This window comes from Mycolicibacterium mageritense, from assembly GCF_010727475.1.
GTDB lineage: Bacteria > Actinomycetota > Actinomycetes > Mycobacteriales > Mycobacteriaceae > Mycobacterium > Mycobacterium mageritense.
Genome location: NZ_AP022567.1, coordinates 5,382,134 through 5,395,606 on the forward strand (window position 1 = coordinate 5,382,134; position 13,473 = coordinate 5,395,606).

16 protein-coding genes and 1 tRNA gene are annotated in these 13,473 nt (G+C 64.2%); 8 read left to right on the forward strand and 9 right to left on the reverse strand.

Features of this window, described 5'->3' with window-relative positions; all coding sequences use genetic code 11:
• Nucleotides 1–44: 44 nt before the first annotated feature.
• The 4 genes from G6N67_RS25935 to G6N67_RS25950 form a co-directional block, all read right to left on the reverse strand.
• Entirely contained in the window at nucleotides 45–323 is a 279-nt protein-coding gene (locus G6N67_RS25935) for a hypothetical protein (protein WP_036436371.1), read from the reverse strand.
• 223 nt (nucleotides 324–546) lie between these two features.
• Entirely contained in the window at nucleotides 547–696 is a 150-nt protein-coding gene (locus tag G6N67_RS25940) for a hypothetical protein (RefSeq protein ID WP_163642294.1), read from the reverse strand.
• A 249-nt stretch (nucleotides 697–945) separates the two neighbouring features.
• Nucleotides 946–1,299, reverse strand: a complete 354-nt coding sequence (locus tag G6N67_RS25945) for a hypothetical protein (protein WP_036436373.1) — start codon at nucleotides 1,297–1,299, stop codon at nucleotides 946–948.
• Nucleotides 1,296–1,544, reverse strand: coding sequence for a helix-turn-helix domain-containing protein (locus tag G6N67_RS25950; RefSeq protein WP_131524761.1), 249 nt, complete (start codon nucleotides 1,542–1,544; stop codon nucleotides 1,296–1,298). Before G6N67_RS25950 ends, G6N67_RS25945 begins: the two co-directional genes overlap by 4 nt.
• Nucleotides 1,545–1,664: 120 nt before the next feature.
• Between G6N67_RS25950 and G6N67_RS25955 the strand changes: the two genes are divergently transcribed.
• Both G6N67_RS25955 and G6N67_RS25960 read left to right on the forward strand, forming a co-directional pair.
• Nucleotides 1,665–2,084 (forward strand): helix-turn-helix domain-containing protein, encoded by a 420-nt coding sequence (locus G6N67_RS25955; protein ID WP_163642296.1) that lies wholly within the window; start codon nucleotides 1,665–1,667, stop codon nucleotides 2,082–2,084.
• Nucleotides 2,084–3,319: a tyrosine-type recombinase/integrase gene (locus tag G6N67_RS25960; RefSeq protein WP_036436375.1), complete on the forward strand. Its 1,236-nt coding sequence runs from the start codon at nucleotides 2,084–2,086 to the stop codon at nucleotides 3,317–3,319. The genes G6N67_RS25955 and G6N67_RS25960 overlap by 1 nt, the downstream gene beginning before the upstream one ends.
• A gap of 36 nt (nucleotides 3,320–3,355) precedes the next feature.
• On the opposite strand, the gene G6N67_RS25965 is transcribed toward G6N67_RS25960, so the two are convergent.
• Nucleotides 3,356–3,428: transfer RNA gene (locus G6N67_RS25965), tRNA-Lys, on the reverse strand.
• A gap of 194 nt (nucleotides 3,429–3,622) precedes the next feature.
• Entirely contained in the window at nucleotides 3,623–3,820 is a 198-nt protein-coding gene (locus tag G6N67_RS25970; RefSeq protein WP_131524763.1) for a hypothetical protein, read from the reverse strand.
• A 228-nt stretch (nucleotides 3,821–4,048) separates the two neighbouring features.
• On the opposite strand from G6N67_RS25970, the gene G6N67_RS25975 reads away from it, so the two are divergent.
• A complete protein-coding gene (locus G6N67_RS25975; protein ID WP_036436377.1) occupies nucleotides 4,049–5,446 on the forward strand; it encodes an OFA family MFS transporter in 1,398 nt (465 codons plus the stop codon).
• Complete coding sequence (locus G6N67_RS38830) at nucleotides 5,443–5,586, forward strand: MFS transporter small subunit (RefSeq protein ID WP_110798559.1); 144 nt, start codon at nucleotides 5,443–5,445, stop codon at nucleotides 5,584–5,586. Before G6N67_RS25975 ends, G6N67_RS38830 begins: the two co-directional genes overlap by 4 nt.
• Nucleotides 5,587–5,592: 6 nt before the next feature.
• Here the strand turns inward: G6N67_RS38830 and G6N67_RS25980 are convergent, their stop codons facing one another.
• Complete coding sequence (locus G6N67_RS25980; RefSeq protein ID WP_036436378.1) at nucleotides 5,593–6,369, reverse strand: 1,6-dihydroxycyclohexa-2,4-diene-1-carboxylate dehydrogenase; 777 nt, start codon at nucleotides 6,367–6,369, stop codon at nucleotides 5,593–5,595.
• Nucleotides 6,366–7,730 (reverse strand): MFS transporter, encoded by a 1,365-nt coding sequence (locus tag G6N67_RS25985; protein WP_036436379.1) that lies wholly within the window; start codon nucleotides 7,728–7,730, stop codon nucleotides 6,366–6,368. The genes G6N67_RS25980 and G6N67_RS25985 overlap by 4 nt, the downstream gene beginning before the upstream one ends.
• A gap of 171 nt (nucleotides 7,731–7,901) precedes the next feature.
• Here G6N67_RS25985 and G6N67_RS25990 point away from each other — a divergent pair, with 171 nt between their 5' ends.
• Nucleotides 7,902–8,657 (forward strand): IclR family transcriptional regulator, encoded by a 756-nt coding sequence (locus G6N67_RS25990; RefSeq protein WP_036438290.1) that lies wholly within the window; start codon nucleotides 7,902–7,904, stop codon nucleotides 8,655–8,657.
• Nucleotides 8,658–8,723: 66 nt separating this feature from the next.
• Here the strand turns inward: G6N67_RS25990 and G6N67_RS25995 are convergent, their stop codons facing one another.
• Entirely contained in the window at nucleotides 8,724–9,908 is a 1,185-nt protein-coding gene (locus G6N67_RS25995) for an NAD(P)/FAD-dependent oxidoreductase (protein ID WP_036436380.1), read from the reverse strand.
• A gap of 152 nt (nucleotides 9,909–10,060) precedes the next feature.
• Between G6N67_RS25995 and G6N67_RS26000 the strand changes: the two genes are divergently transcribed.
• The 3 genes from G6N67_RS26000 (at nucleotide 10,061) to nrdF (ending at nucleotide 13,462) form a co-directional block, all read left to right on the forward strand.
• Nucleotides 10,061–10,801 carry a TetR/AcrR family transcriptional regulator gene (locus G6N67_RS26000; protein WP_036436381.1) on the forward strand — a complete coding sequence of 247 codons (741 nt, stop codon included), beginning with the start codon at nucleotides 10,061–10,063 and terminating at the stop codon, nucleotides 10,799–10,801.
• 81 nt (nucleotides 10,802–10,882) lie between these two features.
• Entirely contained in the window at nucleotides 10,883–12,424 is a 1,542-nt protein-coding gene (locus G6N67_RS26005) for a flavin-containing monooxygenase (protein ID WP_036436382.1), read from the forward strand.
• 75 nt (nucleotides 12,425–12,499) lie between these two features.
• On the forward strand, nucleotides 12,500–13,462 hold the full coding sequence (gene nrdF, locus G6N67_RS26010) for a class 1b ribonucleoside-diphosphate reductase subunit beta (RefSeq protein WP_036436383.1): 963 nt from the start codon (nucleotides 12,500–12,502) through the stop codon (nucleotides 13,460–13,462).
• Nucleotides 13,463–13,473 lie beyond the last annotated feature (11 nt).

The window sequence follows — 13,473 nt, forward strand, 5'->3', positions numbered from 1 at the left end:
GTGAGAGGGGAACGGGGACTGCCACCAGTCCCCGTTCCGATGGTCTACGCGGCGTAGTCGCTCATGCTCTCGATGAGCTTCGACACGCCAGGCAAGAAGTACACGTCAGCGTGCACTTCAGGGTGTTCGTACCACTCAATAGCTTCGTAGATGTCGTCAGCGATTTCTCGTAGATGGTCGGTCACGGCGTCGGCAATCTCCCTACCGTGCGCGGCGAGGATGTCTTCAGAGGCGGTGTCGATGAAGGACTCCACGGCGCTATCGCCTTCGGCGTACCCGTAGTCGTCCATGTAATCGCTGAAGGCGTCGGATGAAGCGGACATTCTCGTATCTCCTGAATTGTGTTGTGTGGGGCGGCAACCCCTTTTCCTTACAACAACTACATTACCATTCATAGACACATTAATCTATGAATGACGGTGTGACGTTAGTCGCAAATACGGTGTGTTGCCTTGCGGGACGGTCGAATTGGTGCTAATGCGACATTAACAGGGTGCAGGGTCAGAGGGACAAATAACCCCGCGCCGCTCACCCAAGGCGCGGGGTTTACTCGGGGCGGTAGGGCTTGCTACGAAACGGGTCAGGGTCAAGGTCGAACTCGATAGGCGCGCTCGACAGCGGCGTGGGGCTCGGGGTGTTGAGTCCAGCTCTCCGGGTCATCGCGGCGATGACCCGCTCCGCCAGTCGTTTCAGCAAGGGTTATCTCCTCTATCGCTGGTCGCAGCGGCGACGTACACCGCCGCCAGAATGAGCTTTCGGTGGTCGTGAGCGGTGGTTCGGTGCTCCCATGAGCCAGTGCCACATGGTCTGCGTCGTCGCCGCTATCGGTCGTGTGGATAACCGTCGCGCCCTGTTCGATGAGGGAAGCGGCTATCGGGTTATCGGCACGGGTCGATATGTAGGACGCCGCGTCTCCGGTGCCGAGTTGCAGAACGTGATAGGACATCAGAACACCATCAGAGAGGGCGGGTCGATGGCTTCCCGCAGCTTGTGGAGAAGGTCGTCATCGCTCAGCGCACGGGCGGTCACGGGGTCATCGGTGACGGTGGACGTAGGCTCATCGCCGCGTAGCCACGCGCTGATGGTCTCGCGGTAGATGTACTCAACCTCTCGCAACGCTGATAGTGGATGTGCCAGCGGCGCAAGAACTTCCCGCACTTCGGTCACGACGGACACCCACAAGACAAGAGAGTCCAGGTACGGATCGGCACTGGTACCTGGTGCACGGAAACGGGTTCTAGCGATGAGGGAGAAGATTCGGTCAACGGCGGCGTCGATAGGACCGGTGTCGGTGGTCACGCCGCGACCTCAAGTCCCAGAAGCTCACGAACGTGGACGCTCGGCACAATCCATCGCTGACCCATGCGGACAACCCGCAGCGGGGAGGGCAGGTCTCCAGCGGCGGCGTGCCGCTGTGCCGTCGCCAAGGACACCCCGGTGAGAACCGCCAGCTCAGCCAGGGAAATGGCGGGGGAGGTCTTCACCGCTTCGAGCGCGGCGTCCATGCTGGGGAGCTTGCCTCCAGTTTTGGTTGGTGCGGTCACTTGTTGCTCCGTGAATAGTTGATAAGTGCTCTGTAAAACAGAGCATAGCACGGATTTGAGATTTGAGTAGTTCTGTGTATAGCGGTGAGGCTGTCGCTGTTTGTGCGTATCATGCTCTGTGTGGCAGAAAAGCTGACCTCGGAGGTTGTCGGGCGGAACGTGGCACGGTTGCGTGCCGCTACCAACACGACGATTCGGGAACTAGCGGCAGGGTTGAAAGAGCAGGGGCTCCCCATGTCGTCGTCGGGAATCACGGACATCGAGCGAGGCAGGCGACAGGTCAACGTTGACCAACTGACCGCTCTCGCAGCGGCTTTGGGTGTATCACCCATGACGTTGCTCATGCCGCTACCCGATGATGGTGACCCCGACGCCGAGGTCATGCTGTCGGGCACGTCGCCCGAAACCGCCCGCGACATGGATATGTGGCTACGTGGCGAACAGCCCCTAACGGCTGAACTGATGGACGATTGGGAGCGAGAAGGCTTCCGACGCGCGGCAAACCCGCCCTGGACGTGGAAGAAGGGGGAGAAGGACTGATGGCAGGACGACCGCCGCTGGAAATCGGCACGTACGGGGAAATCGCTGACCCGTGGCAGACTCCGAGTGGGAAGTGGCAGACCAAGGCGCGGTATCGCGGCGGCGATGGTGTTACCCGCCCCTTGACGGCGACGGGGGACACCCCCGCGCAGGCGAAGGCGAAGCTCAAACGGAAACTGGCTGAGCGCCTACAGGGAGTCCACGGCAGTACGGGGGAGTTGACCCGTGAATCGCCGCTGAGTGCGTTGGTGGAGCGCTGGCTGGAGAACCTGGAGGGAAAGCGCCGCTCCAAGGTGGGCTCTCGTGAAGGAAGCCTGGCTGATGACACCGTGGACGATTACATAGGCATCGCACGCAAGATTCTGATACCTGGACTGGGGGCTGTCCGCCTTCGTGAGTTGAACACGCAGCGGTGTGACACCTACCTAGCTGGACTGAAAACCCGCAAGCGGCAAGTCCGTACCGTCCTCATGCAGGTGTGCGGGCTGGGGGTTCGGTGGAGCCTGCTGGAGTACAACCCTGTCAGGGAGACCGAGAGCCCGCCGCGCAAGCAGGGGAGCAAGAGAACCCTCACGCCCGAGGATGTGGAGGAGCTTCGGCAGCGCATCCGTGACTGGCAGGACGCGCCGCAGCCCCGAGGTGGACGCCCGCGTGACAGCGACATGGCTGAACTGGTGGACGTTCTGATGGCGACGGGGGAGCGCACGGGCGAAATCCTGGCGCTGTGGTGGAGCGACGTTCACGGTCTGGACGACATGAGCAAGCCCGCGACCATCACCATTGCTGGAACGGTGGACAAGAAGGGCAAGCGGCAGCCCATGCCGAAGTCCGTTCACGGGTACCGCACGCTGAAGCTTCCCGAGTTCGGCAGGCAGGCGCTCATACGGCAGCGCGAACGGGGCTATCCGTTCATGTTGGTGTTCCCATCATCGGCGGGGACGCCGCGTTGGGTGAACAACACCAACAGGACGTGGAGGGAAATCCGGGGAGAAGAGTTCGGTTGGGTCACCCCGAAGGTGTTCAGGAAGACCGCCGCGACCGCCATCGAACGTGAGCATGGGGCAGAAGCAGCAGCCGCGCAGCTTGGTCATGGCAGCCCGGACATCACGAGGAAGTTCTACATCGACAGGGCTACGGAAGCCCCGGACAACACCGCCGCGCTGGACAAGTTCGCGCCAAAAGTGGTCAATAAGCGGTCAACGCCCCCGAAATTGCGGGTCGTCGGTGGAGAGTAAAAACCCCTCCTGCACTGGTCAGGAGGGGTTTCTCTGTGCGCCGTCAGGGTTTCGAACCCCGGACCCGCTGATTAAGAGTCAGCTGCTCTACCAACTGAGCTAACGGCGCGTATCTCCAGACGGGACCGGTTTCCGGTCTGCGTCTGCAGGACTGTGCATCACACACTGTGGAATTGTCAATGGTCAAGCAGCAGAACGCCTGCCGGAAAAGATGGTGCTACACCGATCGTCGAATGTAAAGCGGAAATTTCTCAAATCCGTTGCAGTGCAGGCTTTTTTAAAACACGCTGAACTCCAGGAAGGTCAGGCGACATTCCTGGCAGCGGAGACGGCAACACTGTGGTTCTTATGAGAGTTGTCTGCTGACTCGATGCGGCTGGGCAGACTCGAGCCGACCCGGCGCACATCGAGCTTCTCGGTGAGGGACTTCGCCCGCGACGAAGCGGCCGTGGGCGCGGTGCGCATCCCGGCTGTCTGTTCGTCGCGGCGGGCCAAAATCACGAATCGACGGTAGCACCCGATATCGGGGTACGCCCAGCAAATATCGCCCACACGGCTCCAGGTGAATCGGGCCTGATCGTGCTCCGAACCGAGCACTGGACAGATTTCTCTGAAACGTTTCAGGATGGCGACCGTTTCGCTAATGTCCGTGAAGAATCAAATAACTGTGTCTGAGCACGCTTCGGTCGTCGACGTCGTCCGGGCGTCGTCTGCAACGAAAGGCCAAGGATGACAGCAGCTTCCACTGCGTCGCGCGTCGTTCCGTTCCTCAGCCGCGAACGCATCATCGCGCCGCCGGGCTGGAGTCGGTGGCTGGTACCACCGGCGGCGTTGTCAATCCATCTGTCCGTCGGTGCGGCCTATTCGTGGAGTGTGTTCAAGAAACCCCTCGAGGGCGCCCTCGGTATTTCCGGAACCTTGAGCGCATTGCCGTTCACCATCGGCATCGTCATGCTCGGTCTCTCGGCGGCCGTCTTCGGCACCTGGGTGGACCGCAACGGGCCACGGATGGCGATGTTCGCGGCGATGTGCTGCTTCTGTGGGGGATGGTTGGTCGGTGCGGCCGGTCTGGCGCTCAACCAGTACTGGCTGGTGCTGTTGGGTTACGGGGTGCTGGGCGGCATCGGGTGGGGGATCGGCTACATCTCGCCGGTCTCCACGCTGATGAAGTGGTTCCCCGACAAGCCGGGAATGGCGACCGGCCTGGCCATCATGGGCTTCGGCGGCGGCGCACTGATCGCGTCACCGTGGTCGACGGCGATGCTCAACGCTTTCGGGACGAGCACTGCGGGTATCGCCAAGACCTTCCTGGTGCACGGGCTCGCGTACGCGGTGTTCATGTCGTTGGGCTGGCTGCTTGTCCGGGTCCCTCGACCCGATTGGCGGCCGCACGGCTGGACACCCACACCGCCGCCGCAAGGTTCGATCGTCACCGGCGGGCAGGTCTCGGCCGGTAACGCGATCAAGACCCCTCAGTTCTGGCTGCTGTGGGTGGTCTTGTGCTTCAACGTCACCGCGGGCATCGGCATTCTGGAGAAGGCTTCGCCCATCTTTCAGGACTACTTCCCCAAGGCCGGCGTGGCAGCAGGCGCCTTGGCGGCAGCAGCGGCCGGCTACGTGGCGATGCTGTCGCTGGGCAACATGCTCGGTCGCATCGGGTGGTCCAGCCTGTCCGACGTGATCGGGCGCAAGAACGCTTACCGGCTGTACCTCGGTGTCGGGGCGCTGCTCTATCTGACGATCATGTTGATGGGGAATTCCAACAAGTTCGTCTTCCTGGTCGCGACCATCGTGATCCTGTCGTTCTACGGTGCGGGCTTCGCCACCGTGCCCGCGTACCTGCGTGACCTGTTCGGCACGTTTCAGGTCGGTGCCATCCACGGTCGGCTGCTCACGGCGTGGTCGGCGGCAGGCATTCTGGGCCCGATCATCGTCAACTTGGTCGCCGACGGTGAGGCGGCTGACGGCAAGAGCGGTCCGGCGCTGTACACATTGTCGTTCTCGATCATGATCGCCCTGCTGCTGGTCGCACTCGTGTGCAACGAGCTGATCCGGCCGGTGTCGTCGAAATGGCATGAGCCGCAATCAGAGACATCCACGCCCATGGTTGAGGAGGTCAACCGGTGACCGAGCAGTCCACCGAGCTCCACGAGTACCAGCCGACTGTGCCCAGGATCTACATCACGCTCGCGTGGCTGTGGGTGGCGGTGCCCTTCGGCTACGGGGTCTACCAGTTGCTGCTCAAGGTCGGTCAGTTGTTCGGCTGACGCACCTCAACCCCGGTCGCCGCCGCTGACCTCCAGAACCGTGCCGGTGATGTAGCTGGCGTCGTCGGAGGCCATGAAAAGGATTGGCGCGACCTGTTCTTCGATCGTGCTGTAGCGCTTGAGGAAGGTGCTCTGGGTGCTCTGCGTGACAGTCTCCTCATGCCAGCGCACCTCGTCGGCGGTCAGGGGATCGGGATTGCGGGGAATGCCACCCGCCGGCGCGCTGGTTCCGCCGGGTGCCGTGGCGACGACGCGGATGCCCTTGCCGGCGGCTTCGAACGCGAGCGATGCGGTGATCGCATTGACACCGCCCTTGGCGGCGGCATACGGGACGCGGTTGATGCTGCGGGTGGCGTTCGACGACACATTGACGATGACACCGTGGGCCCGCTCGATCATGTAGGGCAGGGCGGCGCGTGCACACCACATCGTCGGCAGCAGGGATCGGTGCAGTTCGGCGAGGATCTCGTGCTCGGCGTAGAACTCGTACGGTTTGCGCCAGATGGTCCCGCCGACGTTGTTGATCAGCACGTCGATCCGCCCGAACTCGGCGACCGCGAACTGCATCAAAGCTTCTGCGCCGCGGTATGTTTCGAGATCGCAGAGGAAAGCTCTCGCATCGCCGCCTGCCGCGGTGATCTGGTCGCGGGCCGCGTCGACCCGGTCGGATCGGTCGGCCAGGACCACTGCGCCGCCCTCGGCGGCGACGCCGCAGGCGACTCCTCTGCCGATGCCCTGCGCCGCACCGGTCACCACGACGATCTTGCCGTCGAAGCGATTCACCGGTGGTCCACCACGACCGCGTGGTCGGCCGGTGCGGCATCCGCCGCCATGGGTCGTGGGCGCAACGCGAGCGTCGCAAGTGCGGCGACGGCGAGCGGAACCGCGATCAGCCCGAAATAACCACCGACCCCGAAGCTGCCGAGCAGCCAGCCGCCGAGTGCCGAGCCGATGATCGAGCCGGTACGGCCCACGCCGATCGAGAATCCTGTTGCGGTACCGCGCAGTTGGGTGGGATAGGTCTCGGCGATCAGATAGTTCAACACCAGTTGTTGGCCACCGACGCCGAGGCCGGCCACCGCGATCAAGGCGAAGGTCAGCGTCCAGTTGGAGCCGCTGACCGCCAAGCCGAGAGCCACGGCGATCCCGAGCGCGAACATGCCGAGCAGGAGTCGACGAGCCGGCAGTCGGGACAACAGCGCGGCCACCAGGAACGAGAACACGATGAACGCGCCGTTGACCACGATGGTGCCTGACGCTGCCTGTTCCTTCGACAACCCAGCCTGATGCAGCGCGGTCGGAGTCCATTGCAGCAGCAGGAACCACGCAATCCAGTTGGCCAGGTAGATGGCGCAGATCGTGATGGTCGAGGTGCGGTAGTCGCCGGTGAACAGCGCCCGGACCGAGCCTGAAGCCTCCACGCGGTGCTCGGCCGCAAGCACGGCGTCGTCCGGGACGGATGCCCCCGTCATGCGGCGCAACAGGGCACGCGCCTTGGCCTGGCTTGCGGCGTCGCTGCGCGTGGCCAGATAGCTGGGGGACTCGGGCAGGAAAACGATGACGGCAGCCAGCAAGATCACCGGCAGTAGGCCGCCGAGAAGAAAAATGCCGCGCCATCCGAGCACCGGCAGCCATGCCGCTGCGACCACGCCACCCAGCATTGCGCCGCCCGGCAGGCCCAACAGCACCAACGTCATCGACAGCTTGCGGGACTGCTCGGGGCTGTATTCGGCCGCGAGCGCCAACAGTGACGGTGTCGCGCCACCCATGCCCAGGCCGATGAGGAACCGCAACAGCACGATCTGCCACGGCGCCTGCGCAAACGCTCCGAGCAACGAGAAGAACCCGAAGATGCTCAGCGCCAACAGGATCGCTCGCTTGCGGCCGATGCGGTCACCGATCGACCCGAGCGTGATGGCGCCAAGGGCCATGCCGACGGTGCTTGCCGTGATCACCGCGGTCATTTCCGCGGTTGCCATGGAGAACTCGTCGGCGATCGACGACCCGATGAACGCGATCGACTGGGTGTCGAATCCGTCGAGCAACGCGATCGCGAAACACAGGAGGACGACACCCCAGCGTCTGGAATTCATGGGGGTGTCATCGATGACCGACTGCACGCGAATCGGTGACGGCAACGACATCGTTGGAGCCTTTCGGAACAAGCTGCTGAAGTGGCTTCCAGTAGGGCACAGCGGGCGGCGCAGTCCCTATAGTGGTCACCGTGATGTCTCGTCATACGGGACTAATAAGACGAATTGATCGATTGATGGCGAATTTTGTTTCTCTTGGCGGGACAAGTGGAGGAGCCGAGCATGGTCGACGAACCGATCGGCGAACATCTGTCCTCGCTGGACTCGGGCTTGCGGGTGATGATGATGTTCGCCAGTTCGGACAGCATCAACGTCACGTCGGTCGCCCGTGAATTGGCGTGTTCGCGGTCGAGCGCGTACCGCATCCTCAACACCTTGCGTAACCGGGGCATCGTGATCCTGGGCCCGACGGGCCGCGGCTATTTTCCCGGTCCCGTGCTACTCGATCTGGCCCGTCCACGCGGTCTCGACCTCGAAGACCGCGCCCGGCTGCTGCCGGTGCTGCGTCGCGCCGTGGATCTGACGGGAGAGACGGTTCACGTCGCGACGCTGGTGGGAACGCAGGTGCTGTTCTTCGACGGGATCGAGCCCGACCGGCCGGTCCGGGCGACCCTGCAGCAGGGTTATCTCCGGCCGGCCCATGCGATTTCAGCGGGGAAGCTGCTGCTGTCCCAGCTCGGTGATGACCAGGTACGCGCGTTGTACCCGCGACCGCAGCTGGCCAAGGTGACGCCGTGGACCATCGACTCGGTGGCCGGGTTGCTCGACGAATTGGCGGTCATTCGCCGTACCGGTCACGCCTTCAGCAAGCAGGAGGCCCAGGTCGGGCTGTGCGGGACGGCAGTTGCCCTCCCGGGGCGTTCCTGGCGCGAACGCCTCGCGCTCTGCGCGACCGTGCCGCACGACCGCGGCGACGAAGCCGGCCTGATCGCCACCCAGGCCGGGCTGCTGGAAGCCACCGCAGCGTTGGGCCGGTGACCACACAGAGAAACGTCTGCGAAAAATCGAGGGGCGATTTTTCGCAGACGTTTCACACTCGGGGGCCTACTTCGTGGTGTGCTGCGGGCCCTGGGCCTTCTTGTACAGCGCCTTGAGCATCCGGTCGCGGAACGCGGCGTTGTCGATCAGCTTGATGCCGGCGTTGGCGACCTTCGGGTACCCGATCAGCTTGTGCATGTAGCGGCCGCGCCGGTACTCCCGGCCCCACGCCGCCTCCATGCGCTGTGCGTAGTTGGTGAAGTCGTCCGGTCCGCCGTTCTGCAGCGCAGCGATCGCGCATTCGCCTGCGGCGAGCCCGGATTCGAGCGCCTTGGAGATGCCCGCGCCCGAGGCCGGCTTGCCGGCACCCAGCGAGTCGCCGGTGAACAGCACGCCGGGACGCCACGGCGGCCACGCCGTGAATCCCATGGGCAATCGCCACGCCCGCACGCTCTTGTTCTTCTTGAGCTCTTCGATGGGCGGCAGCTCCCAGTCGGCAGGCAGTGTCCGGAGGAACTCGCCGAGGAACTGGGTCGCGTTGATGGACTGCCAGTTCTTGTACGAGTTGACGTAGCCCAGGCCGATGTTGAAGACGCCGTTGCCCATCGGGAACACCCAGCCGTACCCGGGCAGCTGATCGCCCTGGAACACGAGCTTGAGGTAGATGTCGAGGCTGTCCGAGTCGGGCCGGTTCGCGTGCATCTCCGACCGGATCGCGATGGCCGAGTAGCCGTTGTATTCCGAGTCGATCTTGAGCGCGCGCTTGATGGGGGAGTAGGCGCCGTCGGCCGCGATGACCGCGTCGCCGAGCACCTTCTCGCCGCTCTTGAGCACCACGCCGACCACGCGGCCGTTGGCGTCGAATTCGGGCCCGGCCACCTCGGCGCCCTGGCGGACCTCGGCGCCCGCCGACTCGGCGTGTTTGAGCAGCACGGTGTCCAGATGCGTCCGGCTGACCGTGTGGCCATGGTCGGGCATCCCGGGGCGCCGCGGGAACGACAGTTCCCACGCGCTGGGGCTGAACACCGTCACGCGGTTGACCCGGTGATAGGTCGCGACTTCGTCGGCCAGGCCCATCTTCTGCAGATAGCTGACGGCGCGCGCGGTGAGGCCATCGCCACACGGCTTGTCGCGGGGGAATTCCGCCTTGTCCAGGACGACCACCTTGGCGCCGGTCTGCGCCGCCTGCCATGCGGCGGCCGAACCGGATGGGCCGCCACCGGCTATGACCAGGTCGTATCGCTGCGTCATGAGCCTCGTCTCGTTGGTTGAGTGTCGCTGAAATAGTACCCAAGCCCGCCGGAGGCGGCTGCGGGGGAGAAAAACCCCTGCCAGGGCGGCCCTGCGCGTGTTGTGGAACGGTCTGAGCAGGTCAGCACCATCGAAGCGAGTACAGTGATCGCGTGCGGCGAGGGTCGAGATCACATACCAGCGGTCAGGCGGGTGTCAAGGTTGACGCCCGCAGCGAGCGCTGGCGTGAGCACCGCAAGAAGGTGCGCTCGGAGATCGTCGACGCCGCGTTCCGGGCGATCGACCGGCTCGGGCCCGAGCTGAGCCTGCGGGAGATCGCCGAGGAAGCCGGCACCGCCAAGCCCAAGATCTACCGCCACTTCACCGACAAGTCCGACCTGTTCCAGGCCATCGGCGAGCGGCTGCGCGACATGTTGTGGGCCGCGATCTTCCCGTCGATCAACCTCGCCGCCGACCCGGCGCGCGAGGTCATCCGCCGCAGCGTCGAGCAGTATGTGCGGCTGGTCGACGAGCATCCCAGCGTGCTGCGGTTCCTGATCCAGGGGCGCTTCGCCGAACAGAGCGAATCGACCATGCGCGCCTTGAACGAGGGCCGCGGCATCACGTTGGCGATGGCCGACATGTTCTCCAACGAGTTGCGGGAGATGGAGCTCGACGGCGCGGCCATGGAGCTCGCGGCGTTCGCCATGTTCGGGGCGGCGGCCTCGGCAACGGATTGGTGGCTGGGCTCCGAGCAGGACAGCCCGCGCCGGATGCCTGCCGACGAGTTCGTCAACCACCTGACCACGATCATGGTGGGCTCGATCAACGGCACGTGCGAGCTGCTCGGCATCTGGATCGACCCGGACCTGCCGTTACACGAGGGTGTGCAGCGCCGCGAAACGGTGAGCTGACCGGCTCGTTGACAGCTGGCCCCGCGGGCCGGAGACTGGCAAATATCCGGTACCAGCGTTCCCAGGAAGGGCCCTGACACCATGACGACCGCTGAGCAGGCTGTGCAGCGCCAGCAACCCGTGCAGACCCGCACGTTGATCATCGGCAGCGGATTCTCCGGCCTCGGTATGGGCATCGAGATGCAGCGCCGCGGCGTGGACTTCCTGATCCTGGAGAAGGCCGACGAGATCGGCGGCACCTGGCGGGACAACACCTATCCGGGCTGCGCGTGCGACATCCCGTCGCACATGTATTCGTTCTCGTTCGAGCCGAAGGCCGACTGGACCTACATGTGGTCCTTCCAGCCCGAGATCCAGGATTACCTCCTGGGTGTCACGGCCAAGTACGGGCTGCGCCGCTACATCCGGTTCAACACCCACGTCGACCGCGCGCATTGGGACGACGACGAGATGCGCTGGCACGTCTTCACCGACACCGGTCAGGAGTACATCGCCCAGTTCCTGGTGTCCGGTGCCGGTGGCCTGCACATCCCGCAGATCCCTGATGTCGAGGGCCGTGACCAATTTGCCGGCGCCGCTTTCCATTCCGCGCAGTGGGACCATAGTGTCGACATCCGCGGCAAGCGGGTCGCGGTCGTCGGCACCGGCGCAAGTGCCATCCAGATCGTGCCGGAGATCGTCAAGGACGTGGCCGAGCTTCAGCTGTACCAGCGCACGCCGGCCTGGGTGATGCCGCGGGTGAACAACAAGTTCCCGGTGTGGCTGCGCCGGGTGTTCAGTTACGTGCCCGGCACCCGTGCGCTGCTGCGCGCCGCCATCTACTGGATTCACGAGGGCGTCGGCTTCGCCATGACACAGCAGCCGCGGTTGCTCAAGATCGGCGAGCTGATGGGCCGCTACAACATCAACCGCAGCGTCAAAGACCCCGAGCTGCGGCGCAAGCTCACCCCGAACTACCGCGCGGGCTGCAAGCGCATCCTCAACTCCGACACCTACTACCGGGGCATCGCCAACCCGAAGACGCAGGTGATCACCGAGCGCATCGCGCGGATGACCCCGACGGGCATCGTCACGGCCGACGGTGTCGAGCACCCGGTCGACGTCGTGGTGTGGGCGACCGGATTCCACGTCACCGATTCCTACACGTACGTCGACATCAAGGGCTCGGGCGGCGAGGATCTGGTGGACCGGTGGAACCGCGAGGGGATGGCCGCGCACCGCGGCATCGCCGTGGCAGGCATGCCCAACCTGTTCTTCCTGCTGGGTCCGAACACCGCCCTCGGGCACAACTCGGTGGTGTTCATGATCGAGCAGCAGATCCGGTACGTGGGCCAGGCGATCGCCGCGGTCGACGCGGCCGGTGCCGAAGCCCTCACCCCGAGCCGGCGTGCGCAGGACGAGTACAACGCCGAGCTGCAGCACGACCTGACCGGCACGGTGTGGAACACCGGCGGTTGCCGGAGCTGGTACATGGATGAGCACGGTGTCAACCGCACCCTGTGGAGCGGCATGACCTGGCAGTACTGGCTGGCAACGCGCAAGCTGGACCCCTCGGAGTTCGATTTTCTGCGCGCGGGACGCGACACGAAAACACAAGGTGTTGCGGTCACGGCTGGCCAGTAACCCCAGGGGTAGTGTCGGGGGCAGCGTCCGGCAAACAACACGACCTGGTGAAATGAGGTTCTGGTGAGCGAAGGTATGAAGCTGATCGACCGCGTGTCAGCGATCAACTGGAACCGGCTTCAGGACGACAAGGACGCCGAGGTCTGGGATCGGCTCACCGGCAATTTCTGGTTGCCCGAGAAGGTGCCGGTGTCCAACGACATCCCGTCGTGGGGCACGCTGACCGCTCACGAGAAGCAGATGACCATGCGGGTGTTCACCGGTCTCACGCTGCTGGACACCATCCAGGGCACGGTCGGCGCGGTCAGCCTGATCCCCGACGCGCTGACGCCGCACGAGGAAGCCGTCTACACCAACATCGCGTTCATGGAGTCGGTGCACGCGCGCAGCTACTCCAACATCTTTTCGACGCTGTGCTCGACGGCCGAGATCGACGACGCGTTCCGCTGGTCGGAGGAGAACCCGAACCTGCAGCGCAAGGCCGAGATCGTCATGCGGTACTACAAGGGTGACGAGCCGCTCAAGCGCAAGGTGGCCTCCACGCTGCTGGAGAGCTTCCTGTTCTACTCGGGCTTCTACCTGCCGATGTACTGGAGCAGCCGGGCCAAGCTGACCAACACGGCAGACATGATCCGGCTGATCATCCGCGACGAGGCCGTGCACGGCTACTACATCGGCTACAAGTACCAGCGCGGGCTGGCCCTGGTCGACGAGGACAAGCGTCAGGAGCTCAAGGACTACACCTACGAGCTGCTGTTCGAGCTCTACGACAACGAGGTCGAGTACACCCAGGATCTCTACGACGAGGTCGGGCTGACCGAGGACGTCAAGAAGTTCCTGCGCTACAACGCCAACAAGGCCCTGATGAACCTCGGCTACGAGGCGCTGTTCCCCCGGGACGAGACCGACGTGAACCCGGCGATCCTCTCGGCGCTGAGTCCCAACGCCGACGAGAATCACGACTTCTTCTCCGGGTCCGGCAGCAGCTACGTGATCGGCAAGGCCGTCGTCACGGAAGACGAGGACTGGGACTTCTGAGCTTTCCCGGC

What these genes read in the sequence shown, in the direction of transcription:
- G6N67_RS25935 (WP_036436371.1), bottom strand. Translation starts at nt 323, where the DNA reads ATGTCCGCTTCATCCGACGCCTTCAGCGATTACATGGACGACTACGGG.
- G6N67_RS25975 (WP_036436377.1), top strand. Translation starts at nt 4,049, where the DNA reads ATGACAGCAGCTTCCACTGCGTCGCGCGTCGTTCCGTTCCTCAGCCGC.
- G6N67_RS25995 (WP_036436380.1), bottom strand. Translation starts at nt 9,908, where the DNA reads ATGACGCAGCGATACGACCTGGTCATAGCCGGTGGCGGCCCATCCGGT.
- G6N67_RS25960 (WP_036436375.1), top strand. Translation starts at nt 2,084, where the DNA reads ATGGCAGGACGACCGCCGCTGGAAATCGGCACGTACGGGGAAATCGCT.
- G6N67_RS26005 (WP_036436382.1), top strand. Translation starts at nt 10,883, where the DNA reads ATGACGACCGCTGAGCAGGCTGTGCAGCGCCAGCAACCCGTGCAGACC.
- G6N67_RS25985 (WP_036436379.1), bottom strand. Translation starts at nt 7,730, where the DNA reads ATGTCGTTGCCGTCACCGATTCGCGTGCAGTCGGTCATCGATGACACC.
- G6N67_RS25990 (WP_036438290.1), top strand. Translation starts at nt 7,902, where the DNA reads ATGGTCGACGAACCGATCGGCGAACATCTGTCCTCGCTGGACTCGGGC.
- nrdF (WP_036436383.1), top strand. Translation starts at nt 12,500, where the DNA reads ATGAAGCTGATCGACCGCGTGTCAGCGATCAACTGGAACCGGCTTCAG.